Here is a 25,828-nt window from a genome sequence, read left to right as displayed (position 1 = left end):
GGAATTCACGATGCGTTGTTTGGCTTTAGATATTGGCGGAACTAAGATTGCCGCTGCAATTGTTGAAAAGGGCGGAGTTGCTCAACGCCAACAAATTTCTACCCCTCAAAATAATGCAGCAGAAGCATTACACCAAAGTATCGCTCAATTATTAACGGAATATGCCGGCCAGTTTGATTATGTTGCGGTTGCTTCTACCGGAATTATCAATCAGGGTATTTTGACCGCACTGAATCCTAAAAATCTAGGGGGACTAGCGGAATTTCCGCTTAAAGCAAGTATTGCCCGCCATACGGATAAACCGATAGGATTGCTAAATGACGTTCAGGCTGCCGCTTATGCGGAATATCAATTACAGGAACGGGATACATTAGCCAATTTTGCCTTTATCACTGTTTCGACTGGAGTGGGCGGCGGATTGATTATTAATCGTCAGTTACTCACGGAACCGAATGGTATTTCAGGGCATATCGGTCATACCTTGGCAGACCCGAATGGGCCGTTGTGCGGTTGTGGTCGTCGCGGTTGCGTAGAAGCAATCGCTTCAGGTCGTGCTATTGAAGCGGTATCTTCCACTTGGGATGTTTCTTGTTCTCCAAAAGAAGTATTTGATCGTTTTAGAAAAAATGATGAAAAAGCAACCGCACTTGTTGCCCGTTCAGCCATTGCCATTGCTAATTTAGTCGCCGATTTAAAAATTACTCTAGATATGCAGAAAATTGCTATTGGAGGAAGTGTTGGTTTGGCGGAAGGTTATTTGCCTTTGGTGCAGCAGTTTTTGAATGAAATGCCGAAAGTTTATCATTGTGAACTGATTCCCGCCCAACTCGGGCAAGATGCCGGTTTAGTGGGCGCCGCCTATTGGGTTAAAGATTGCTTACTCGCACAATTGCAAGGAGGAAGCCATGACTAGAAATGGGAATATTTTAAATACCATAAGCTCGCTTTATCAAAGTTTGACCAAAACTGAGAAAAAAATTGCCGATACCGTTTTAACCTCTCCGGATCTTGTTGTGGGGTATCCGCTTTCCGAAATTGCCGAGAGTTTAGGCGTAGGAGAAGCTACTTTCGTCCGTTTTTGTCGCTCGGTGGGCTTTAAAGGTTTTAGTGATTTTAAACTGGAGCTTTCCATTGAATTGGCGACAAAAGACAATCATTCCCACCCATTGTTAGAAAACGATATTGAACCTACCGATAGCTCACGCCATATTGCACAAAAATTACAAACCTCTATTACTAGCGTAATAGATGAAACCATTAATTTACTCGATTTTAATCAGTTAGAAGAAACCGTTAGTGCGATACGCCGTGCAAATCGTGTTTTTTTATTTGGTGTGGGTTCATCGGGGATAACGGCGGAAGAGGCAAAAAATAAATTAATGCGTATCGGGTTCCAAGTCGATGCGACCGGCAATAACCATTTTATGTATATGCAGGCGGCATTACTCAAACCGCGGGATGTTGCTATTGGGATAAGCCATTCAGGGTATTCGCAAGAAACCGCACATGCGTTAAAAATTGCCAAACAAAATGGGGCAACGACAGTGGCAATCACTCATAGCTTGCGTTCGCCGGTTACAAGCTCTGCGGATTTTGTTTTAGTAAACGGTAATAAACAGGGTAAATTGCAGGGGGATTCCATTGGTACCAAAATCGCCCAGCTTTTTGTATTAGATTTGATTTACGCTTTATTAGTGCAAAGTGAGCAAGATAAAGCGATAGAGATAAAGCAAAAAACGCTCGATGTGATTCTTGAACAACGTATAAAATAGGAGAAAAGTATGCGTGATTTAAAGGGTATTTTCAGTGCGTTATTAGTGTCATTCAACGAAGACGGTTCAATCAATGAAAAAGGATTGCGCCAAATTATTCGTTATAACATTGATAAAATGAAAGTGGACGGTTTATATGTCGGTGGTTCTACCGGTGAAAACTTTATGCTTTCTACCGCAGAGAAAAAAGAAATTTTCCGTATTGCAAAAGATGAAGTAAAAGATCAAGTAGCGCTTATCGCCCAAGTAGGTAGCGTCAATTTGCAGGAAGCCGTTGAATTAGGTCAATATGCAACCGAATTAGGCTATGACTGTTTATCGGCAGTTACTCCTTTCTACTATAAATTCAGTTTTCCTGAAATCAAACATTATTACGATACCATCATTGAGAAAACCGGTAATAATATGATCGTCTATTCCATACCGTTTTTAACCGGTGTTAATATGGGAATTGAGCAATTCGGCGAACTTTATAAAAACCCAAAAGTGCTTGGTGTGAAATTTACTGCGGGCGATTTCTATCTCTTAGAACGTTTGAAAAAGGCGTATCCAAATCACCTCATTTGGGCTGGGTTTGATGAAATGATGTTACCGGCAGCCTCTTTAGGGGTGGACGGTGCAATTGGTTCGACATTCAATGTGAATGGTGTACGTGCCCGCGAAATCTTTGAATTAACCAAAGCGGGTAAACTTCAAGAAGCCCTAGATATTCAGCATGTAACTAATGATTTGATTGAAGGTATTTTAGCCAACGGTTTATATTTAACCATCAAAGAATTGCTCAAATTAGAAGGGGTCGAAGCGGGGTATTGTCGTGAACCGATGACGGCAAAAGCCACACCGGAACAGCTTGCAAAAGCAAAAGAATTAAAACAGAAATATTTATAAATTCATAAAAATTGATCGCACTTGTTGAATGAGTCTTTCTTTTTATTTATAGAAAGGGGAGGGGAAACTAAACGTTTATATTAAAGTTTTCCGTGAGATATGATGGGATAAGTGCGGTCAAACTAAAGGAAGTTTTCTTATGCGTCTTATCCCTTTACAAACAAATGATCAAGTGAGCCGTTGGGCAGCTCGTCATATTGCGGATCGAATTAACCATTTCAAACCGACTGCAGAACGTCCGTTTATACTTGGTTTGCCTACCGGTAGCACACCGCTTAAAACCTATCAGGAATTGATCAAACTTTATCAAGCCGGTGAAGTGAGTTTCAAACATGTTGTTACCTTTAACATGGATGAATACGTGGATTTACCACAAGATCATCCTGAAAGTTATCATAGCTTTATGTATAAAAACTTCTTTAATCATATCGATATTCAACCGCAAAATATTAATATTTTGAATGGTAATACGGAAGATCATGATGAAGAATGTCGCCGCTATGAAGAAAAAATTAAATCTTACGGAAAAATCAATTTATTTATGGGCGGAGTGGGAAATGACGGACATATAGCCTTTAATGAGCCGGCATCATCATTGAATTCTCGCACACGGATTAAAACTTTGACGCAGGATACGCTTATTGCCAATTCCCGTTTCTTTGATAATGATGTGAATAAAGTGCCGAAGTATGCTCTAACCATTGGCGTTGCCACCTTATTAGATGCGGAAGAAGTGATGATTCTTGCCACCGGGCATCAAAAAGCCCTTGCCGTGCAAGCCGCTGTTGAAGGGGCGGTGAACCATATGTGGACGGTCAGCGCATTACAGTTGCATCGCCACTTTATCTTAGTATGTGATGAACCGGCACAGCAAGAATTAAAAGTGAAAACAGTAAAATATTTCAGTGAATTAGAGCAACGAGCCATTCATAGCGTGTTGTCATAATTCAGCAACACCGCAGAAAGTGCGGTCACAAAAACACTGTTTTTGGAATGTTGGCTTTGCCAACGACCCCTTTAGGGGGAACAAACGAGTAAGCGAGTTTGTGAATAATTTTAGGAAGATAAAATGAAATACGCATTAGTTAATTCAGTGATTTACACAAAATACGAGGTATTGCGTGATTTTGCGGTGGTGATTAACGAGGAAATCATAGAAGCCGTTATTCCGCAAAATGAACTTGAGGCGGGCATTAAAACCATTGATTTACAGGGCAATAATTTAACTGCCGGTTTTATTGATCTTCAACTCAACGGTTGTGGCGGTGTGATGTTTAATGATCAAACCACGGTGGAAACCTTGGAAATTATGCAAGCCACCAATTTAAAATCCGGCTGTACCAGTTTCTTACCAACCTTTATTACCGCACCGGACGAAGGCATTAAAAGTGCGGTTAAAATTATGCGGGAATATTTAACTAAGCATAAGAACCAAGCACTCGGTTTACACATTGAAGGGCCTTATATTAGCGTGGAGAAAAAAGGCGTACACCGTCCTGAATATATCCGTGAAATCTCGCCTGAAATGAAAGGTTTTCTGTGTGAGAACGGTGATGTGATTACTAAGATCACGATTGCCGCGGAAAATCCAACCTCACAATATATTCCCGATTTTGTAAAAAGCGGTATTGTTGTTTCCATTGGGCATTCTAATGCGACTTATGAAACCGCTAAAGCGGCATTCCGTAAAGGCGCAACCTTTGCAACACATCTACATAATGCTATGTCGCCAATCAGCTCCGGTCGGGCTATGGGGGTTGTCGGTGCGGTGTTGGATTCTGATATTTACACCGCTATTATTATAGATGGCGTGCATGTTGACTATGGTAACGTCAGAATCGACAAGAAGATTAAAGGTGATAAATTGTGCATTGTGACCGATTCTATTGCGGCAGCGGGTGCAGGGCCTGAATTAGAAAGTTTCACCTTTGAAGGCAAAACCATTTATGTAAAAGAAGGTCGTTGTTATGATGCTAACGGTACTATTGCGGGAGCTTCGATCACGATGATGGAGTCCATCAAAAATGCGGTGGAATATGTAGAAATTCCTCTTGCAGAAGCGATTCGTATGAGTAACCTCTATCCGGCACGGGCTATTGGCGTGGATGATCGTTTAGGTTCGGTAGAAAAAGGTAAAGTGGCAAATCTTGCCGTGTTTACACCAAATTATGAGGTGATTGGCACGGTGGTGAATGGGGAATGGAAACCGAATTTGTCATCATAAAAAATAGACTGAATAAAAAATAAGAAAAATCCATATCGTAGCCACGGTATGGATTTTTTTCTTTATTGCTTTAATAAGAATAATTTTTATCTATAATGTAAAAACTTAGTTTAAGAGTAGGAGATTAAAATGGCGAAAGAAGAAGTCGGACATAATTTTTTGGCCCATTTAGGAAAAACACGTTTACGTCCCGGCGGTAAAAAAGCAACGGATTGGTTGATTGGTAACGGTGATTTTAATCAGAATAAAAAAGTATTAGAAGTGGCGTGTAATATGGGGACAACGGCGATTGATTTGGCGAAACAATTCGGTTGTCAGATTGAGGGCGTTGATTTAGATGAGGAGGCGTTAGAAAAGGCGAAAGCCAATATCGTCGCCAATAACTTGCAAGATAAAATTCACGTTCAGCGTGCCAATGCAATGAAATTACCTTTTGAAGATGAGACTTTTGACATTGTGATCAATGAGGCGATGTTGACGATGTTGCCGGTAGAGGCGAAGAAAAAAGCCATTGCAGAATATTTTCGGGTGTTAAAACCGAGTGGTTTTTTGCTCACTCATGATGTGATGTTGGTGGGCGAAGATCATCAAATTATTCTTGATAATATGCGTAAGGCGACTAATGTAACGGTAACCCCTTTAACTAAAGAAGGTTGGAAAGGGATTTTCCAAGAAAGCGGATTCCGTAATGTGGATACATTTTCAGGCGAAATGACATTACTTTCACCAAAGGGAATGATTTATGACGAGGGCATTTTAGGCACGCTAAAGATCGTTAAAAATGCGATGAAAACAGAAAACCGTGCGCAATTTAAACGTATGTTTAAAACCTTTAACGATCCGAAACATAAATTGCATTTTATTGCAGTGTGTAGCCAAAAATAATCAGGAAGTTGAAAAAACAATGTTCAAAAAACGTTGGTTTTTATGACAGGTGGTTAAAAGTAAAAAGGCGAATCTTAAGATTCGCCTTTCTTGTGAGTTCTCTAGTTTAACAATTAGAAGAATACACGCAGACCTACACCAATAGCTTTATCTTTGACTTTTGAATTTTCGTCATAATTGCCGTTAGTATAGTCTTTAGACTGAACATACTTACCTTCTACATAAGTGATAACTTGTTTATGAAGTTTATAATCAACACCTAACAAGAAACCATGAGTTTTGGTTTTATCATCACCAGATTTAGATTGCTCATATAAGTAGTTACCATATACCTTACTGACATCAGCAATTACAGGAACTTGGAAACCTGGAGAAACGAAGAAAGATTTAGTAGATTCACTACCATCAGTTTTGTCTTTTTGGTAACCAGCATCAACTGATATTAAGAAACTTTTGAAATCGTAGCCTGCACTCAACATCAAACCATCGACATTGCGTTTAGCATTTGAATTAAGTTCTGATTTATAGTTAGTGCGGCCATAAACCCCTTCAAGGATTAACCCATTGTTTTCATATAAGAAACCTGCTTGAACACCATTTGATAATGAGCCGTGGTTAACTTCATTGTTAGTACGGTCTTCAGCAAATTGATAGCTTGCACCTAATTGTAAACCTTCAACACCATAGTAGTCATAACGGATTACAGAGCGACCGGATGTTGGTACATAATCCGGTAAAATACCATAGTCGTAGTCTTCTGCAATACCGACATCATCGCCGATAGTTACTTGGCGACCGAATGTAACTTGACCTAATTCTTTTTTACCAAGACCAATATAGGCACGGTGAGCTCTAACTGAACCAAACCCGTCTTCTTTTGCCGCACTCTTCCCGCTCTCATCTTTTCCATCAAAACGTAGCTCTGCACGACCCAAAGCATAGAAATCATCGCTTAAATCATGTTTCACTTTAAATTCAACGCGAGATCCCGCATTTCTTAAGCCAGTATGAGAATACTTTTTACCTTCAGAAGTAACATCCCCATTGGCATCTTTCTTTTCCCAATGACCGCCTTGGTTAGACTTCTCTAACATAAGACGAAGCGAACCGTTTACTTCAAATTTAGTACCTTCGTTGTCATAAACTACTGCTGCATTCGCTGCTGAAGCTGCAAATGCACCGACGATTAATGCTGCTAGTGTTTTTTTCATAATTGTTATTCCTTATTGGTATGTTAATGACCAAGACTGAACTTTTCATTATTTAAAATGTCAATCGCCTAAATAGGCGATTCGGATCTTTACAAAAAGCAATTTTTCTGTCAATGGAAAAGGGCTGTAAAATTTTAAATATCAGATCAAGATCACATTTTTAAATGTGATAAGTTCGAAATTTAAACAATCTTTGCTTATAAAACAGAAAAATTTAATCATCATTTTGTTCTAGAGAGTAGCCTTTATCCTCAAAAGTAGGATTTTCCGCCCCTTTTTTTGCCAAAACATCACAAATTTCATTTTCACGGTGTCCTACATGGCCTTTTACCCATTGCCATTCAATTTTGTGAGGTTGAATAGCATCATCAAGTGCCAACCATAAATCTTGGTTTTTTACCGGCTTACCGTTGCTGGTTTTCCAATTATTTTTCTTCCAATTTGTTATCCACTTAGTGATACCGTTTTTCATATATTGGCTATCACTGTAAAGAGTAACTTGGCAAGGTTCTTTTAATGTATTGAGCGCTTCGATTACTGCACGTAATTCCATGCGATTGTTTGTGGTGTTGAAATAACCTTTGGAAAGTTGTTTTTCATGCTCTTTATAGCGTAATAGAATACCAATTCCCCCTGTACCGGGATTGCCGAGGCACGAACCGTCAGTAAAAATTTCAATCTGTTTTTGCATAACAAAATCGTTGTTGTGTAAAATACCGGTCATTCTAAAGGAAAGAAATAGGTTGAACAAATGATTAATCCAAATCGCCAAATTGTACTGGATACGGAAACAACGGGGATGAACCAGCTAGGTGCACATTATGAAGGACACGGTATTATTGAAATTGGTGCGGTTGAATTGGTGAATCGCCGTTATACGGGAAATAATTTCCATATTTATATTAATCCGAACCGACCGGTCGATCCAGAGGCAATTAAAGTTCACGGTATTACCGATGCGATGCTTGCCGATAAACCGGAATTTAAGGCGGTCGCCCAAGAATTTTTAGATTATATTAAGGGGGCGGAACTTTTAATTCACAATGCGCCCTTTGATGTGGGATTTATGGATTATGAATTTCGTAAATTAGGATTGGATGTCAAAACAACGGATATTTGCGTGGTAACGGATACCTTGCAAATGGCACGTCAGATGTATCCTGGTAAGCGTAATAGTTTGGATGCGTTGTGTGATCGATTAGGTATTGACAATAGTAAGCGAACGTTGCACGGGGCATTACTGGATGCGGAAATTTTAGCAGACGTTTATCTTTCCATGACAGGCGGACAAACCAGCTTGTTTGAGGAGGGGGAAGAGGAAATCCCTATGGTGGCTACGATAGAAAGAAGCGCTGCGGAATCAATAGAAAGTGCGGTTACTTTTTCTAATAATTTAAAACGCTTACAACCGAATGAAGAAGAATTACAAGCCCATTTGGAGTTATTGAAAATGATCAATAAAAAGAGTAATGGAAAATGCGTGTGGGATTTACGTGCAAATGATGAATCCGTGCATTAAATGAACGAATAGGTGTGAAATTAGAAAAAAAAGATTGACGAGACAAAGGCGGATCATTATTATACGCTCCACTTAGCGGAGTGGTAGTTCAGCTGGTTAGAATACCTGCCTGTCACGCAGGGGGTCGCGGGTTCGAGTCCCGTCCATTCCGCCAATTTTCGTTTACTCCTTATTGATGTGTTTACAAAAGTGAACAATAACGATATTTAGTTGCGGAGTGGTAGTTCAGCTGGTTAGAATACCTGCCTGTCACGCAGGGGGTCGCGGGTTCGAGTCCCGTCCATTCCGCCAATTTTTTAACAATAAATAGCACCTATGGGTGCTTTTTTTATTTGTTTTCAAATGATTTTTTACCAACACCCTAACTTCCGCTATAATGCCCCCATTTTTGACAAGATAAGAGATTTTTTATGGCAACTCCTGTTGTAGCCCTTGTTGGGCGTCCAAATGTAGGAAAATCAACGCTGTTTAATCGCCTAACACGCACCCGTGATGCCTTGGTAGCAGATTTTCCCGGTTTAACCCGTGATCGTAAATATGGTCATGCACATATTGCCGGACATGAATTTATTGTGATTGATACCGGTGGTATTGATGGTACGGAAGAAGGCGTAGAAGAAAAAATGGCAGAGCAATCGTTGCTTGCTATTGAAGAAGCGGATATTGTGCTTTTTCTCGTTGATGCTCGTGCGGGGCTGACCGCCGCAGATATCGGCATTGCAAATTATTTGCGCCAACGGGAGAATAAAATCACGGTTGTGGTTGCAAATAAAACCGATGGCATTGATGCTGATTCTCACTGTGCGGAATTTTATCAATTAGGCTTGGGCAATATCGAACAAATTGCCGCGTCGCAAGGGCGTGGCGTTACCCAGTTAATGGAACAGGTGCTTGCTCCTTTTGCCGAACAAATAGAAAACGTAGAAGAAACCGACCGCACTTCCGATGAAGAGCAGGATGAATGGGCGCAAGGGTTTGATTTTGATTCGGAAGAAGATACCGCATTACTTGATGAAAGTCTGGAAGAAGAAATTGATAGCGAACAAGATAAACATATCAAAATTGCGATAGTCGGTCGTCCTAATGTCGGTAAATCTACGTTAACCAACCGTATTTTAGGTGAAGACCGGGTGGTGGTTTATGATATGCCGGGAACCACACGGGATAGCGTTTATATTCCAATGGAACGTGACGGACAGCACTATACGTTGATTGATACGGCAGGGGTGCGTAAGCGGGGGAAAGTACATCTTGCGGTCGAGAAGTTCTCCGTGATAAAAACCCTGCAAGCTATTCAAGATGCGAATGTGGTGTTGCTTACCATTGATGCACGTGAAAATATTTCAGACCAAGATTTGTCTTTGCTTGGTTTCATTTTGAATGCAGGTCGTTCTCTTGTCATTGTGGTGAATAAATGGGACGGTTTGGATCAAGAAATCAAAGATCGTGTGAAATCGGAACTTGACCGCCGTTTAGATTTTATTGATTTTGCCCGTGTGCATTTTATTTCTGCGTTACACGGCAGTGGTGTGGGTAATTTGTTTGATTCCATTAAAGAAGCTTATGCTTGCGCCACACAAAAAATGACGACCTCAATGCTTACCCGCATTTTGCAAATGGCGACAGATGAACATCAACCGCCAATGATCGGGGGGCGTCGTATTAAATTAAAATATGCCCATCCGGGTGGTTATAACCCGCCGATTATCGTAGTACATGGTAATCAAATGGAAAAATTGCCGGATTCCTACAAACGTTATTTATCAAACTATTATCGTAAAAGCTTGAAAATTATCGGTTCGCCGATTCGTTTGATCTTCCAGGAAGGCGATAATCCGTTTGCCGGACGTAAAAATAAGCTCACGCCGAATCAGTTACGCAAACGTAAACGTTTGATGAAATTTATTAAGAAATCGAAAAAATGATAGGGAAAAGTGCGGTTAAATTGACCGCACTTTTTGTCTTTATAGTCCCAACGTTTCCTTCACAAAGGGAATAGTAAGGTTACGTTGAGCCTGTAATGAGGCTTTATCGAGCCTTTCTAAGGCTTGTAATAAGGTGTGTGTGTCGCGATTTAGGCGTTTAAGTAAAAACTGTGCCGTTTCAGCAGGTAAGTCAATACCGCGTTGACGGGCGTTTTTTTGTAACACCTCAAGTTTTTGTTCATCCGTTAGCGCTGAAAGATGATAAATTTCACCCCATTTTAGACGTGATGCTAAATCGGGTAATTGTACGTTTAATGCGGAAGGAGAGAGTGTGGCACTCACGAGCAAAAGCGTTTGACCGCTTGCTTTGATTCGATTAAATAAATCGAAAATTGCGATTTCCCACTCCGGATCGCCCATAACGGAATCAAGATCATCCAAACAGACTAATTCCTGTTGTTCTAAATTTTCCAGCACTGCCGGAGAGAAATAACGGGATTTGCTTAGCGGTACATAAATTGCGACACGTTGTTCATTTAAATATTGATTGTTGAGGGCGCGAAGTAAATGGCTTTTACCACAGCCTGTCGTTCCCCAAATATAGAAAAATTGTTGTTGAATCTGCTGCGAATTTTTGCGTAGAGAATCAAGCAGTAACAAATTATTGTCTGCATAAAAATTCTCAAATGTACAATCATCAATTTGATGAATGGGCAAAGGTAATTGCTGATTCAAAATGATATAACGCTGTTGATTTAGGGGGAAGAAAGGGCTATTTTTTTAGCCCTTAATTTTAGGCTTTATTCTACGTTATTTTTTGCTTTTGGCAAAATCAAGTTCAACACAATTGCAACGATCGCACATAAACTAATGCCTTTTAACGCAACGATATCGCCGACATTGACAAACATATTGCCGATACCAAAGGTCATTACTACGGAGATAATACAAAGGTTGCGAGGTTCAGTCACATCGACTTTACCTTTGATTAAGGTACTCATCCCTACTACGGCGATAGAGCCAAAGACCAGCATCATAATGCCGCCCATAACGATGGTTGGAATGGTGGAAAGGAATGCTCCCACTTTGCCGCAGAAAGAGATCGCAATTGCCCACACCGCTGCCCAAGTCATGATATTAGGATTAAAGTTGCGGGTGAGCATAACCGCACCGGTGACTTCCGCATAAGTTGTATTTGGAGGGCCGCCAATCAATGAAGCGGCAGTGGTTGCTACGCCATCACCTAATAAGGTGCGATGTAATCCCGGTTTTTTTAGGAAATCTTTTCCTGTTACGGAGCTAATCGCCATAATACCGCCCACGTGTTCCACTGCAGGTGCAATAGCAATCGGCAGCATATAGAGAATGGCTTCAAGGTTGAATTCCGGTTTTGTCAATTTAGGCAGTTCAAACCAAGGGGCGTCTATTACCGGTTGAAAATTGATTAAACCGAGGAAAAGACAAAGAATATAACCTGCCGTGATACCAAACATAATCGGGATCAACTTCATTAATCCTTTTGCAAATACCGCAACAGAAAGGGTAACGATTAAGGTGATCATAGAAACGAGCACGGCATCATTATAAGCATAGGCACTATCTTTGCCTAATGCCATATTGACGGCAACAGGGGCAAGCCCCATCCCAATAATGATGATTACCGGTCCGACAACAACCGGCGGGAAGATACGCTCTAAGGCTTGGCTGCCACGAATTTTAACCAGTGAAGAAAGGGCAAAATAGACCAAGCCGGCACAAGCCAAGCCTCCCATCGTAGTTGGGATTCCCCAAGTTTGTACGCCATATTGAATAGGGGCAATAAAAGCGAAAGAGGAGGCTAGGAAAATGGGCACTTGTTTGCCGGTACAAAGCTGAAATAATAGCGTGCCTATGCCGGCGGTAAGTAAGGCGGTATTTGAATCTAAACCGGTGATGAGCGGTACAAGCACAAGGGCACCAAAGGCAACGAAGAGCATTTGTAAGCCGACAAAGGATTGCTTGGCAAGGCTTTGTACTTCTTCTGTTTGAGTAGAAGGTGTTTGATTTTGATTGGTCATTTTAGTTTCAACTCTCTGTTTGAATTAACTTGAAAGTGCGGTCAGTTTGATATCTGTTTTCCGCCCGAAAAAAGACGGCTTGAAAGCCGCCTTGATGTTTTAGAACCTTGTCTTATTTTGTTCCAAAAATTTTATCACCCGCATCACCCAATCCCGGGATAATGTAGCCGTGTTCATTTAAGTGATCATCGACAGAAGCGCAATAGAGCTCAATATCGGGATGTGCCGCTTCTAATGCTTTAATTCCTTCAGGGGCTGCCACAAGCACTAATACTTTAATGTGTTTACAACCTTTCGCTTTTAATAAATCAAGGGTTGCAATCATTGAACCGCCGGTCGCCAACATCGGGTCGACCACAATCGCAAGACGTTCTTCCAAATCGCTCGCTAATTTTTGAAAATAAGGTACGGGCTCAAGGGTTTCTTCATTACGGTAAATCCCCACAACGCTGATACGTGCGCTTGGAATATGTTCCAATACGCCGTCCATCATTCCGAGACCGGCACGCAAAATCGGTACGACGGTTACTTTTTTTCCTTTAATGCGATCAATTTCAACGGGGCCGTTCCAACCATCGATAATGACTTTTTCCGTTTCTAAATCAGCCGTAGCCTCATAGGTTAATAAACTGCCGATTTCTGTTGCAAGTTCACGGAATTTTTTCGTATCAATTTCTGCTTCGCGCATAACACCCAATTTGTGTTTTACCAGCGGATGTTTAACTTCGACAAGTTTCATGATTTTACCCCTTAGCTGCAAGTGAATGGATTAATGTGAGTGATGAAAAATTAAATCGCACGATTCTAAATCAGAAAATAGAAAAACTCTAGTAATTTATTGATAAAAAATCTTATATAGCGTTTATATTTCTGTGGTTTAAAACGTGATTTTGGAAAAAATTTTCAAGAAAAACGAGGAGATAGAAAATTAAATTTTGACAGAGATCACTAATTTAAATAAAAGTCGTTGTATTTATTTTAAGCAAGACTAGAATGAAATTAAGTTGTTATTTGTTGTGTGTTTAGTCGTATGGAATGGGAACTGCTTCAACAATCCGCCCAAAAGTTGGGAATTATCCCCACAAATGATAATCTTGATGGGCGGCTCATTTATGCAGAAACGGAAACGTTATCGCCTTTTATTGAGTTGCTGAAGCCGATTGAAAGTAAATGCCGAATAGCTGAATTTGATGATGTTTTGGCTTGCTTTGAAAATGAGCCCATCCATTATAATGTTGAACGGATTGCTCTTACCGAACCGATAATATGCCTTGAATTGCTTGATGAAAATAGCGTTTCAATCGCACAAAAAATTACTCAAAATTCTACCGCACTTTCTTTGCTCCCACTTTCTTTTGGTTATTATCAATTACTCGTTTCAACAAAATCCCAATACGATTCAATTCGGCTACCGGTTTTACTAAAGAATGTTTCTACCGTACTGAAAAAGATAAATCTTTGTAGTGCTTTTTCTCTTTGCTGGTTGAAGTTCCTCTATTTAAATATTCCAAGTTTATCCGGCATTTTGTATGAATATCCGAATTGGCGTAAAAAACTCACCCAATTCTTGGAATTGATGTTTAACAATGAATCATTAAAAACTTGCTTTGCGATGCTTAAGACAGGGCGAAAAGTGTAAGGAGTCTGCTATGACAACAGCGATTACCCATTCCATAATTGATAGTTTCTTTGAAGCAACCAATGGTGATCCTTTTACCACATTGGGAATGCATAAAACGGAAAACGGCATTGAAGTTCGAGCCCTATTACCCGATGCAAATCGTGTGCTAGTGATAGATCGTGAGTCCGGTGAATCGGTTGCTGAACTAGCACGATTAGACGAACGTGGTTTTTTTGCTGCGGTGATGTTGAATCGTCAGCAATTTTTTGCCTATCAATTACAGGTTTTTTGGGGAAATGAAGCTCAAATTATTGAAGATCCATATCGATTCCCTTCCATAACGGACGACTTAGCGCAATGGTTACTTTCAGAAGGTTCGATGTTACGGCCTTATGAAGTTTTAGGCGCGCATTTTATTGAGTGCGATGGGGTGAGCGGGGTGAATTTCCGATTATGGGCGCCGAATGCAAAACGGGTTTCCTTGGTTGGAGATTTCAACTACTGGGACGGTCGCCGCCATCCGATGCGATACCATTCAAAAAGTGGTGTATGGGAATTATTCCTCCCGAAAGTCAGCCTTGGGCAATTCTATAAATTTGAACTCATTGATTGCTATGGCAATTTCCGTTTGAAGGCGGATCCTTATGCCTTTAGTTCTCAACTTCGTCCGGATACTGCCTCTCAAGTGAGTGTGTTACCGAATGTGGTGGAAATGACAGAAGCCCGCCGTAAAGCAAATCAAGCTAATCAGCCGATTTCGATTTATGAAGTCCATTTAGGATCATGGCGGCGTAATCTTGAAAATAATTTTTGGCTTGATTATGACCAAATTGCCGATGAACTCATTCCCTATGTGAAAGATATGGGCTTTACTCATATTGAGTTTTTACCACTTTCTGAATTTCCTTATGATGGTTCTTGGGGATATCAACCTCTTGGGCTTTATTCTCCAACCAGCCGTTTTGGCACGGCAGAAGGTTTTCGACGTTTGGTGAAACGGGCTCATGAAGCCGGTATTAATGTGATTTTAGATTGGGTACCGGGACATTTTCCTAGCGATACTCATGGATTAGTGGCTTTTGATGGTACGGCGTTGTATGAATATGCTGATCCGCGTGAAGGTTATCATCAAGATTGGAACTCGTTGATTTATAACTATGGGCGTAATGAGGTACGTAATTTTCTTTCCAGTAATGCCCTTTATTGGTTGGAACGTTTCGGGTTGGACGGTATTCGTGTGGATGCAGTGGCATCAATGATTTATCGAGATTATAGTCGTCCTGAGGGAGAATGGATTCCTAATCAGTATGGTGGGCGTGAAAATCTCGAAGCGATCGAATTTTTAAAACATACCAATTGGAAAATCCATAATGAAATGGAAGGAACAATTTCTATTGCGGAGGAATCAACTTCATTTGTCGGTGTAACTCATCCTAGTGAAAATGGCGGTTTAGGCTTTAATTTTAAATGGAATATGGGGTGGATGAATGACACGCTTTTTTATATGAAGCTCGATCCGATTTATCGCCAATATCATCATAATAAAATGACCTTTGGTATGGTTTATCAATACAGTGAAAATTTTGTGTTGCCGCTTTCCCATGATGAAGTGGTTCATGGAAAATGCTCTTTACTTGACAAAATGCCTGGTGATACATGGCAAAAATTTGCCAATTTACGTGCTTATTATGGCTATATGTGGGGATATCCGGGTAAAAAATTGCTCTTTATGGGGAATGAATTTGCGCAAGGCAGAGAGTGGAATTACGAAGAAAGTTTAGATTGGTTCTTACTTGATGAAAACATTGGCGGTGGTTGGCATAAAGGTGTGTTGAAACTGGTCAAAGACTTAAATCATATTTATCAGCAAAATCGGCCGCTCTTTGAACTTGATCATTCTCCGGAAGGCTTTGATTGGCTGGTTGTGAATGATGCCGAAAATTCTGTGTTTGCTTTTGAACGCCGAAGCGGTAATGGTGAAAGGATTGTTATCATCAGCAATTTTACTCCCGTCCCCCGCCATAATTACCGTATGGGCGTGAATATGGCTGGTAAGTATGAAGAAATTTTGAATACCGATTCAATGTATTATCAGGGTTCTAACGTAGGTAATTTTGGTTGTGTCCAAAGTGAAGCGATCGAAAGTCATGAAAGAGGAAATTCAATCTCGGTTTCTATTCCTCCATTAGCAACGATTTATTTGAAATATTTAGGATAGTTTATTTTTATCTCCGCCGATTAGGTTGGCGAGAATTATTTAGGAATTGATGATAAGGCGATGTTCAAAGTTTTTGATTTAGGCGTGCCGACCCCGTTTGGCTGTTCGGGAAAAGTCGAAAATGGCGTGGAACTGACTAATTTTAGTTTGTTTTCGGCTGCAGCAAGTCAGGTGGAACTCTGTTTATTTGAGGGCGAAACTGAAACCCGTTTCACCATGGCTTGTACCGATAATATTTGGCATTTGGCGGTTATCGGTGTACGAAATGGTACAGAATACGGTTTTCGTATTCACGGGCCATATTCAAACCCGCAAAAATTAATGATTGATCCTTATGCCAAAGCGGTAAGCCATAAACCTGATTTAAGTTGTGTGGAAAAACAGCAGTGGTTCTTGCTCAGTGATCACCGCAACAACGCCCATATTGCCCCAAGAGCGGTCATTATTGAAGATGATTTTGATTGGAACGGAGACCAAAAACCTCATACTCCTTGGGCTGAAACCATCGTATATGAATTGCATGTTAAAGGTTTTAGCCGATTAAACGAGAAAATCCCTGCAACCTTGCGGGGGACGTATGCCGGGTTGGCACACCCGATTAACCTTGCGTATTTAAAAGAGTTAGGTGTGACGACAATAGAATTATTACCTGTCAATTTTCACCTCAATGAACCGCACTTACAGGCACGTGGTTTGCAAAATTATTGGGGATATAATCCCCTTGCTATGTTTGCTGTTGAGCCTAAATATGCCGCAACGGATCAGCCGCTGACCGAATTTAAGTCGATGGTGAAGGCTTTTCACCAAGCGGGTATCGAAGTGGTGTTAGATGTCGTATTCAATCATTCCGCAGAATCAGAACAACATTTTCCCACATTTTGTCAGCGCGGAATTGATGATCAAACCTACTATTGGCGCAACGATAACGGGCATTACATTAACTGGACGGGCTGCGGCAATATGCTTAATTTATCCTCTGAGGTCGGGCGTAAATGGGTGGTGGATTGCTTACGTTATTGGGTGGAAGAATGTCATATTGACGGCTTTCGGTTTGATTTGGCAACGGTGCTTGGGCGGGATAAACCCGATTTTAATTCTTCAGCCCAACTTTTTGCCGATATAGTCAATGAACCGGGTTTACAAAATATTAAATTGATTGCAGAGCCATGGGATATCGGACATTACGGTTATCAGGCGGGGCATTTCCCCGATTATTTTGCCGAATGGAATGATCGTTTCCGTGATGATATTTGTCGTTTTTGGTTGTGGAAAAGTGGCGAAATCGGAGGATTTGCCGAGCGTTTTGCCGGTTCGAGCGATTTGTTTAAAAAAGAGGGGCGTTTGCCGCATTGTTCTCTTAATTTTATTACTGCCCATGATGGTTTTACATTGCAGGATTTAGTGAGTTATAACGAAAAGCATAATGAAGCGAATGGCGAACAAAACCGAGACGGGCGTAATGAAAATTACAGTTATAACCATGGCGTAGAAGGGGAATCCGTTACTCTTTGCGAAGCACAAAAAAATAGGATAGAAAACGACCGCACTTGCGCTCAAACAGCATTGTTGATGAGTTTATTGCTCGCTAATGGAACGCCAATGTTGTTAGCAGGCGATGAGTTTGGTAATACGCAGTACGGTAATAATAATGCTTACTGCCAAGATAACGAAATTGCTTGGTTGAAATGGGAAAACTTTAATAAAAATTTATTTGAAGTGACGAAGCAAACGATTGCACTTCGCAAAAAAATTTGGAGTTTGCAAAAAAATGCTTGGTGGTCAAATGATAATGTCAGTTGGTTGAGTGTACGGGGAACACCTATGCAGCAAGAGGATTGGCATAACTTTGGAGTTAAAGCGTTACAAATTTTATTGGACGAAAAATGGCTCTTTTTAATTAATGCGAAAGCAGAATCTCAGACTTTCATATTGCCTAATAGTGCTGTAAGCCAATGGAAAGCCTTTGTGGACACAACAAACTTAACATTTATCCAGTCACAGGAAGTAACGGTAAGCAGTATGGCATTTTGTTTGTTGTATAGCGTGGATAACTAAAGACAAACGGAGTTAATTATAATGAAAAGCCCTGACAAAAACGCTCTTGTAAAAGATACCTTGGTTCTTATTTTAGCCGGTGGACGCGGCTCACGTCTTCACGAACTAACCGATAAACGAGCGAAACCCGCACTCTATTTTGGCGGTAATCGTCGTATTATTGATTTTGCCCTGTCAAACTGTATTAATTCCGGCTTAAATCGGATTGGTGTCGTGACGCAATACGCGGCGCATTCCTTATTACGCCATTTACAAACCGGTTGGTCGTTTTTACCACAAGAACGAGGCGAATTTGTAGATATGCTTCCGGCCCGCCAACAAATTGATGATACCACGTGGTATCGTGGTACGGCAGATGCGGTTTATCAAAATATGGCGATTATTCGTGATCACTACTGTCCGAAATATATTTTAATTTTGGCGGGGGATCATATTTATAAGCAAGATTACAGTGTGATGTTGATGGATCATATAACCAGTGGTGCAAAATGTACCGTCGGTTGTATTGAAGTTCCCCGTTCGGAAGCCCATGAATTTGGTGTGATGGCGGTAAACGAAAACTTAAAAGTGAAAGCGTTTGTTGAGAAACCGAAAGATCCGCCGGCGATGGTTGGCAAGCCTGATATATCGCTTGCCTCAATGGGCATTTATGTATTTGATGCGGATTATCTTTATAAAATGCTGGAGTGTGAGGTACATAAGCCGCAAACCAGTCATGATTTTGGCAAAGATATATTACCGAGATGTTTAACGGAAGAAACACTTTATGCCCACCCATTCAGCCGTTCTTGCATGGGACGTAATACGGAGGGGGAAATCTATTGGCGCGATGTGGGAACATTGGATAGTTTTTGGCAATCCAATATCGATTTAGTATCGGAAAGACCACAATTGGATATTTATGATCAAAGTTGGCCGATTCGTGGTAATCCGGTACAAGCGTATCCTTCAAAATTTTTCTATAAAAATGCGAATATTCGTCCGGTTGATAATTCTTTAATTGGTGGCGGTTGTGTGATTACGGATGCGTCCATTAATTATTCCGTGCTTTTTGATCGCATCAAAATTGAAGAAGGCTCCCGTATTGATTATTGTGTTATCTTACCTGAAGTGGAAATCGGTAAAAATTGTACTTTAAGAAATTGTATTGTTGATCGTAATTGCAAAATTCCTGACGGTATGCGAATCGGTTTTGACATCGAAGAAGACAAAAAACATTTCCGAGTCAGCTCGACAGGCAAAGTCATTTTAGTAACTCATAGTATGCTACAAAGATTGAAAGGAGAGGAAGTGGCTTCGGAAGCGCATTTAGACTAATCAAATAAAAAGTGCGGTTGAAATTGACCGCACTTTGTTAATTAAATTTCTCCTGATTTTGATTAAATAATGGAAGTTGGGAGCGTGGTGTATGGTTAAAAAAATAGGATATCTAATGAAAGTATTACATGTTTGCTCGGAACTCTATCCCCTATTAAAAACAGGGGGGCTTGCCGATGTTATTGGCGCGCTGCCTTTTGCTCAAAAACAGATAGGGATAGATGCAAGAATTTTATTGCCTGCCTATCCTGCTATTTGTCGGGGGATTGGCGAAACTCATATTGTGGCGGAGTTTGATAATTTTGCGGGGCATGTTGTATTACGCTACGGCGAACACAAGGGTGTGGGAGTTTATTTAATTGATGCACCACATTTATATGATCGTGAGGGCAATCCTTATCACGATATACATTACAATGACTATACGGATAACTATAAACGTTTTGCTTTGTTAGGTTGGGTAGGGGCTGAATTGTCCACCGGGCTTGATTCGTGGTGGCGGGCTGAAATTGTACATGCGCATGACTGGCACGCCGGACTTAGCGCCGCGTATTTGTTTAATAAAGGCAAACCGGCAAAATCCGTTTTTACTATTCATAATTTAGCTTATCAAGGGATATTTCATCATCGTCACCTATATGAAATTGGGCTACCGGAAGGAATGTTCCACATAAATGGTCTGGAATTATTTGGTCAAATATCTTATTTAAAAGCCGGTTTATATTATTCTGATGTGGTTACTGCCGTGAGCCCGACTTATTCTCAAGAAATTACCACAGAAGAATTTGCTTATGGTTTGCAAGGTTTGTTAATCGGATTACGTGAACAGGGGAGATTGGTCGGTATTTTAAATGGCGTAGATGAAACAATTTGGCATCCGAGTGGTGATGGGTATATCCAGTATCACTACAAACAAAAAGCTATGGATGGCAAAAAGAAAAATAAATCGGCGCTTCAGACTTACTTCAATTTACCGGTAAGCGATGCGTTACTTTTTGTTATGGTTACCCGTTTAACAGAGCAAAAAGGCGTTGATTTGTTAGTTGAGAGTGCGGACGACATTGTTAAACAAGGCGGGCAACTCGTCATTCTCGGCTCAGGTTCCGCCCATTTGGAAGAGGCTATTCGCCGGCTTTCTGCCACTTACCCTCAAAATATTGCAGTGAAAATCGGATATGACGAAGCGCTTTCCCATTTGATGATCGCAGGCGGAGATGTGATTTTAGTGCCAAGCCGTTTTGAGCCTTGTGGCTTAACCCAACTTTATGGCTTGCAATATGGGACGTTACCGCTGGTAAGAAAAACAGGAGGACTAGCCGATACCGTTGTAAACAGCACATCGGAAAACATCAAAAAGCATACAGCAACAGGCTTTGTTTTCGACCATGCGAATCCAGAGGAACTTCGTTGTTGCTTACAAGAGGCTTTTGCTCTCTGGCAAGAACCTCGTACATGGGCAACGATTCAACGCAATGCAATGGAACAAGATTTTAGTTGGCGTAAAGTTGCCAAAGAATATGTTGGCTTATATCAGCGTTTATAATGGTGATTAAAAAACACCCAAATAAATATAAAATTTGGTTGTTTTTTAACTAATAAAGGCTAAAATTCACACGTTTTTTTGTGGTTAGATACTTGATAGTTAATCCAAAGGGATGTTTAGAAATAGGCTGTATTATTTTTGAAGTTTAGTATTTTTTTAAAATGCCTACTTGGTTCACGATGGAATTTTATATTGTTTAGCTATCTCTCCTGTTTCTCATTTTTTAATAGAGGTTTATTACCATGATAATGGATAATTTTGATTCTCCATTTCTTTATAATCGTCCTAAGTTGGATGTTCAAGCACTAAAAAAATCCATCGTTTATAAATTAATTTTTTCTATCGGCCGCTCACCACGGGAAGCAAGTAAACGGGATTGGTTAAATGCAACCTTATATGCGGTACGGGATCTTGTTACCGAAGGTTGGATTACCGCTGCGCGTCAAGCTCGTACTGAAGGTGCACGGCGCGTTCATTATCTTTCAATGGAGTTTTTAATCGGACGAACATTGTCTAATGCTCTGATTGCAGAAGAAGTCTATGATTTAACGAAAGAAGCGTTAAGTGAGCTTAATGTCGATTTAGAAGACATTATTGCAAAAGAAGTGGATCCGGGGTTAGGAAATGGCGGTTTAGGGCGTTTGGCTGCGTGCTTTATGGATTCTATCGCTACGCTTGGTTTGCCGGGAATGGGATATGGGATTCGTTATGAATATGGTATGTTCCGTCAAAAAATCGAAGACGGCCAGCAAGTAGAACGCCCTGACGCGTGGTTGGAAAAGGGGGCTCCGTGGGAGTTTTTACGTTTGTCCAAGCGTTTCCATGTTGCCTTTGGCGGCAACATCCATTTTGAGGGGGGAAAATGTATCTGGAATCCACAGGAAAAAGTCACCGCACTTGCTTATGATCAAATGATTCCGGGTTATAAAAATGATTCGGCAGCGACTTTACGCTTGTGGTCGGCTCATGGCGGTGAAATGTTTAATCTTGCGGAATTTAATCGTGGAGAACATTTGGCTGCGGTAGAGGCTCGTGCTTCCAGCCGAAATTTATCACGGGTTCTTTATCCTGATGATTCCACATGGAATGGGCGGGAGTTACGTTTACGTCAGGAATATTTTTTGGTGTCGGCGTCTCTACAAGACATTATTCGACGTCATAAGCGTGTTCACAATAGCCTTGAAAATTTAGCCGATAAAGTAGCGATTCACTTAAACGATACGCATCCAGCCTTAGCGATTCCGGAATTAATGCGGATGTTAGTTGATGAGGAAGGCTTTGAGTGGGAAAACGCCTGGGATATGACATGCCGTATTTTCTCTTACACTTGTCATACACTCATGTCAGAAGCGCTAGAAACTTGGCCGGTTGAGATGATGGCGAAAGTCTTGCCACGTCATTTACAAATGATTTTTGACATTAATGACCACTTCTTAGAATACGTGCGGACTTACATTACAACGGATAATGAGTTTATTCGTCGCGTATCACTGATTGAGGAAGGTTATCAACGCAAAGTACGTATGGGATGGTTATCCGTAGTCGGTTCACACAAAGTAAACGGCGTGGCGGCAATCCATTCCGATTTGATGGTGAAATCCACTTTCGCTGATTTTGCACGTATTTATCCGGAACGCTTTACTAATGTGACGAACGGTATTACGCCTCGCCGTTGGTTGGCTGTGGCAAACCCTCAATTAGCCGCGTTATTTGATCAATATATCGGTCAGGAATGGCGTTGTGATTTAAGCCAAATCAAAAAATTAGAAACCGTAGCGCATGAAAAGGCGTTTAAAGAAACGATTGCAGATATTAAATATGCCAATAAAGTTAAACTTGCCGATTATGTGAAACGGGAACTCGGTATTGAATTGAACCCTAAAGCTTTATTTGATGTACAGGTAAAACGTATTCACGAATACAAACGCCAAATATTGAATGTGTTACATATCATCGCCCGTTACAATGCGATGATTGCTAACCCTGAAAAAAATTGGCAACCGCGCGTATTTATCTTAGCGGGTAAAGCAGCCTCGGCTTACTACGCGGCAAAACAGACGATTCATCTTATCAATGATGTAGCCAAAATCATCAATAATGATGAACGCTTACAAGGGCGTTTAAAAGTAGTGTTTATTCCGAATTATAGTGTGAGTTTGGCACAACTTATCATTCCTGCGGCGGATATTTCCGAACAGATTTCCCTTGCGGGTACTGAGGCTTCGGGAACCAGTAATATGAAATTCGCGCTCAACGGCGCATTAACACTCGGAACCTTAGATGGTGCGAATGTGGAAATTTTGGATAATGTCGGCGAAGATCACATTTTTATTTTTGGTAATATGGTAGCACAAGTAGAGCAGCTTCGTCGTGATGGTTATCATCCGTTTGATTATTATCAAAATGATGTGGAATTACGCACGGTGGTTGAGCAGATTATTGCCGGGGTGTTTTCACCGGAGGAGCCGCAACGCTATTTACCACTATTGCAGGGATTACAATATTATGATTACTACCAAGTGTTTGCCGATTTCCGTAGTTATGTAGAGGCACAAAAATTGGTGGATGAAAAATACAAACATCGCGACCAATGGATTGAAAGCACCATCCAAAATATCATTAACATGGGATTTTTCTCATCAGATCGGACGATTTTGGAGTATGCAAAAAATATCTGGAAAATTGAGCCGCTTAATAAAACCAACTAAATAAAAATCCCCGTAAGGGGATTTTTTCTTTCGTTTACATAAAAAGTGCGGTTAAAATTGACCGCACTTTTCTTGTTTATGTCTCATTATTTTGCTTATACATCGCCTCAATCTGATTGCGATAACGCTCCATAATGACCTTACGTTTTAATTTCAACGTTGGTGTAATTTCCCCCAATTTAATACTAAAAGCTTGAGAGAGTAAGGTGAATTTTTTGACCTGTTCAAAATGAGCCAACTCTTTTTGTACCGTATTAATACGTTGTTCAAACATCTTCAAAATGTCAGAATTTTTAATCAATTCCATCCGATCTTTATATTTGATATTCAGTTGTTTGGCGTATTCTTCCAAACTATCAAAACACGGCACAATGAGAGCTGAGACATATTTCTTGGCATCGGCAACGATAGCAATTTGTTCGATGAATTTATCTTTACCGATTTTACTTTCAATATATTGTGGGGCGATATATTTCCCGTTAGAGGTTTTCATTAATTCTTTAATACGATCGGTAATAAAAAGGTTACCCTTTTCATCAAACTTGCCGGCATCGCCGGTTTTTAGGAAACCGTCTTCTGTAAAGGCTTGAGCGGTTTCTTCCGGTTTTTTGTAATAACCTTTCATTACCATGTCGCCACGCACCAGAATTTCGTTATTTTCACCAATTTTGACTTCTGCTTTCGGCATTAAAGTGCCAATAGAATTAGGGTTGAATTGATTATCCTGCCAACATGAAACAGTGGCGGTAGTTTCTGTCATCCCGTAACCAAGTTTAACGTTAATACCAATGCTATGAAAAAACAGCCCGATAGCCGGTTCTAATTTTGCACCGCCACAAGGCATCATTTTAATTCTTCCACCTAATAGACGGCGAAGTTTGGATAAGACGAGCTTATCTGCAAGTACATATTGTTTTTTTAGTAAAAAATGAATCGGTTTTTTTTCTGTTATCAATGTGAAATATTTTTGTCCGACAGCGATCGCCCAGTGAAAAAGAATCTGGCGAAATTTAGGCGCCTTTTGTACTTTATCTAATACGGCTGCGTAAATTTTTTCGTAAAAACGCGGTACGGCACACATGAGTGTTGGACGAATCTCGGCTAAAACCGACCGCACTTGGTTTGTGTCCTCCAAGTAACAAAGCATTGCACCACGATGAAGAATATAAGCCGCCCATGCCCGCTCGAAAATATGTGAGAAAGGCAAGAATGAGAGAGAAATATCCTGTGGTGTGACGTGAAGTGTAAGATCGTGCGCTTTTAATTGATGAGCAAGATTTGAATAATCCAACATCACGCCTTTTGGTTCACCTGTTGTTCCTGAGGTGTAGATAATGGTGAATAAGTCGTCCATTCGTTTATCATGCAAACGTCGATTTAATTCGGTTTGATGGTCCATTGTGCCTAGCTCAATAAATTGCTCCCAAGAACAAGAAAGAGTGCTGGGCTGAAGTTTGATACTAGGTTTCATCGCCACGATTTTTTGTAATTGAGGACAGAGTGAAGCAATGTCTAAGGCGTGGTCATATTGTTCTTGATCGCCTACGAATAGAATTTTGACATCGCCATGATTTAGTACAAATTCAGCCTGTTGTGCCGTGTTGGTTGCATAAATAGGAACTGTCACAGCGCGAATTTGTAATGCTGCAATGTCGGCAACCGTCCAACGTGGCATATTATGGGCAAAAATTGCAATTTTATCTTGTACTTGAATACCGCAAGCAAGTAATGCACGAGAAAGTTGGTTTAGCTGATTTTGGAATGCTATCCAAGTGATGTCTTTCCAAATGCCGTTTTCTTTATGGCGAAGTGCGGTCGTATTTCCCCGTGTTTTTACTTGTTGTTCAATACGATGAATAAAATGAAGATTGAGATTCATATTAAC

At 40.6% G+C, this 25,828-nt stretch carries 20 protein-coding genes and 2 tRNA genes; 16 read left to right on the top strand and 6 right to left on the bottom strand.

Features of this window, described 5'->3' with window-relative positions; all coding sequences use genetic code 11:
* Positions 1-10: 10 nt before the first annotated feature.
* The 6 genes from FEE42_RS05580 (at position 11) to FEE42_RS05555 (ending at position 5,769) form a co-directional block, all read left to right on the top strand.
* Positions 11-913, top strand: a complete 903-nt coding sequence (locus FEE42_RS05580) for an N-acetylmannosamine kinase (RefSeq protein WP_059365792.1) — start codon at positions 11-13, stop codon at positions 911-913.
* A complete protein-coding gene (locus FEE42_RS05575) occupies positions 906-1,772 on the top strand; it encodes a MurR/RpiR family transcriptional regulator (protein WP_059365791.1) in 867 nt (288 codons plus the stop codon). Before FEE42_RS05580 ends, FEE42_RS05575 begins: the two co-directional genes overlap by 8 nt.
* A 9-nt stretch (positions 1,773-1,781) precedes the next feature.
* Positions 1,782-2,660, top strand: a complete 879-nt coding sequence (gene nanA / locus FEE42_RS05570) for an N-acetylneuraminate lyase (RefSeq protein WP_059365790.1) — start codon at positions 1,782-1,784, stop codon at positions 2,658-2,660.
* A gap of 139 nt (positions 2,661-2,799) precedes the next feature.
* Positions 2,800-3,606 carry a glucosamine-6-phosphate deaminase gene (gene nagB, locus FEE42_RS05565; RefSeq protein ID WP_059365789.1) on the top strand — a complete coding sequence of 269 codons (807 nt, stop codon included), beginning with the start codon at positions 2,800-2,802 and terminating at the stop codon, positions 3,604-3,606.
* Positions 3,607-3,729: 123 nt separating this feature from the next.
* Entirely contained in the window at positions 3,730-4,884 is a 1,155-nt protein-coding gene (nagA, locus tag FEE42_RS05560) for an N-acetylglucosamine-6-phosphate deacetylase (protein ID WP_164027889.1), read from the top strand.
* 129 nt (positions 4,885-5,013) lie between these two features.
* Positions 5,014-5,769, top strand: coding sequence for a class I SAM-dependent methyltransferase (locus FEE42_RS05555; RefSeq protein ID WP_164027888.1), 756 nt, complete (start codon positions 5,014-5,016; stop codon positions 5,767-5,769).
* A 113-nt stretch (positions 5,770-5,882) separates the two neighbouring features.
* Here FEE42_RS05555 and FEE42_RS05550 read toward each other — a convergent pair whose 3' ends face one another.
* Both FEE42_RS05550 and rnhA read right to left on the bottom strand, forming a co-directional pair.
* Positions 5,883-6,980 (bottom strand): porin, encoded by a 1,098-nt coding sequence (locus tag FEE42_RS05550; RefSeq protein WP_164027887.1) that lies wholly within the window; start codon positions 6,978-6,980, stop codon positions 5,883-5,885.
* 214 nt (positions 6,981-7,194) lie between these two features.
* Complete coding sequence (rnhA, locus tag FEE42_RS05545; protein WP_059368805.1) at positions 7,195-7,671, bottom strand: ribonuclease HI; 477 nt, start codon at positions 7,669-7,671, stop codon at positions 7,195-7,197.
* A 60-nt stretch (positions 7,672-7,731) separates the two neighbouring features.
* On the opposite strand from rnhA, the gene dnaQ reads away from it, so the two are divergent.
* The 4 genes from dnaQ (at position 7,732) to der (ending at position 10,424) form a co-directional block, all read left to right on the top strand.
* Entirely contained in the window at positions 7,732-8,499 is a 768-nt protein-coding gene (dnaQ, locus tag FEE42_RS05540) for a DNA polymerase III subunit epsilon (RefSeq protein WP_164027886.1), read from the top strand.
* A gap of 77 nt (positions 8,500-8,576) precedes the next feature.
* Positions 8,577-8,653 (top strand) — tRNA-Asp (locus tag FEE42_RS05535).
* Positions 8,654-8,713: 60 nt separating this feature from the next.
* Positions 8,714-8,790: transfer RNA gene (locus FEE42_RS05530), tRNA-Asp, on the top strand.
* A 119-nt stretch (positions 8,791-8,909) separates the two neighbouring features.
* Positions 8,910-10,424: a ribosome biogenesis GTPase Der gene (der, locus tag FEE42_RS05525; protein ID WP_059365784.1), complete on the top strand. Its 1,515-nt coding sequence runs from the start codon at positions 8,910-8,912 to the stop codon at positions 10,422-10,424.
* 39 nt (positions 10,425-10,463) lie between these two features.
* Here der and hda read toward each other — a convergent pair whose 3' ends face one another.
* The 3 genes from hda to upp all read right to left on the bottom strand — a co-directional run bounded on the left by hda (position 10,464) and on the right by upp (position 13,220).
* Positions 10,464-11,159, bottom strand: a complete 696-nt coding sequence (gene hda, locus FEE42_RS05520; protein ID WP_059365783.1) for a DnaA regulatory inactivator Hda — start codon at positions 11,157-11,159, stop codon at positions 10,464-10,466.
* Positions 11,160-11,224: 65 nt separating this feature from the next.
* Positions 11,225-12,481 (bottom strand): nucleobase:cation symporter-2 family protein, encoded by a 1,257-nt coding sequence (locus FEE42_RS05515; protein ID WP_059365782.1) that lies wholly within the window; start codon positions 12,479-12,481, stop codon positions 11,225-11,227.
* Between the two features lie 112 nt (positions 12,482-12,593).
* Complete coding sequence (upp, locus tag FEE42_RS05510; protein WP_018357133.1) at positions 12,594-13,220, bottom strand: uracil phosphoribosyltransferase; 627 nt, start codon at positions 13,218-13,220, stop codon at positions 12,594-12,596.
* A 291-nt stretch (positions 13,221-13,511) separates the two neighbouring features.
* Between upp and FEE42_RS05505 the strand changes: the two genes are divergently transcribed.
* From FEE42_RS05505 to FEE42_RS05480, 6 genes are all read left to right on the top strand, one after another.
* Positions 13,512-14,120, top strand: a complete 609-nt coding sequence (locus FEE42_RS05505; RefSeq protein WP_164027885.1) for a hypothetical protein — start codon at positions 13,512-13,514, stop codon at positions 14,118-14,120.
* A gap of 10 nt (positions 14,121-14,130) precedes the next feature.
* Complete coding sequence (gene glgB / locus FEE42_RS05500) at positions 14,131-16,320, top strand: 1,4-alpha-glucan branching protein GlgB (RefSeq protein WP_164027884.1); 2,190 nt, start codon at positions 14,131-14,133, stop codon at positions 16,318-16,320.
* A gap of 60 nt (positions 16,321-16,380) precedes the next feature.
* A complete protein-coding gene (gene glgX, locus FEE42_RS05495) occupies positions 16,381-18,375 on the top strand; it encodes a glycogen debranching protein GlgX (protein WP_164027883.1) in 1,995 nt (664 codons plus the stop codon).
* 21 nt (positions 18,376-18,396) lie between these two features.
* A complete protein-coding gene (gene glgC, locus FEE42_RS05490; protein ID WP_059365777.1) occupies positions 18,397-19,692 on the top strand; it encodes a glucose-1-phosphate adenylyltransferase in 1,296 nt (431 codons plus the stop codon).
* A gap of 115 nt (positions 19,693-19,807) precedes the next feature.
* Positions 19,808-21,235: a glycogen synthase GlgA gene (gene glgA / locus FEE42_RS05485; protein WP_135968998.1), complete on the top strand. Its 1,428-nt coding sequence runs from the start codon at positions 19,808-19,810 to the stop codon at positions 21,233-21,235.
* Positions 21,236-21,477: 242 nt separating this feature from the next.
* Positions 21,478-23,943 carry a glycogen/starch/alpha-glucan phosphorylase gene (locus tag FEE42_RS05480; protein ID WP_059365775.1) on the top strand — a complete coding sequence of 822 codons (2,466 nt, stop codon included), beginning with the start codon at positions 21,478-21,480 and terminating at the stop codon, positions 23,941-23,943.
* A 76-nt stretch (positions 23,944-24,019) separates the two neighbouring features.
* Here the strand turns inward: FEE42_RS05480 and FEE42_RS05475 are convergent, their stop codons facing one another.
* Positions 24,020-25,822, bottom strand: coding sequence for an AMP-dependent synthetase/ligase (locus FEE42_RS05475; RefSeq protein WP_059365774.1), 1,803 nt, complete (start codon positions 25,820-25,822; stop codon positions 24,020-24,022).
* Positions 25,823-25,828 lie beyond the last annotated feature (6 nt).

This window comes from Rodentibacter caecimuris (assembly GCF_010587025.1).
Classification (GTDB): domain Bacteria; phylum Pseudomonadota; class Gammaproteobacteria; order Enterobacterales; family Pasteurellaceae; genus Rodentibacter; species Rodentibacter caecimuris.
Note: the sequence above shows the minus strand (reverse complement) of the source record. Positions and strands in the feature narration are given on the sequence as shown.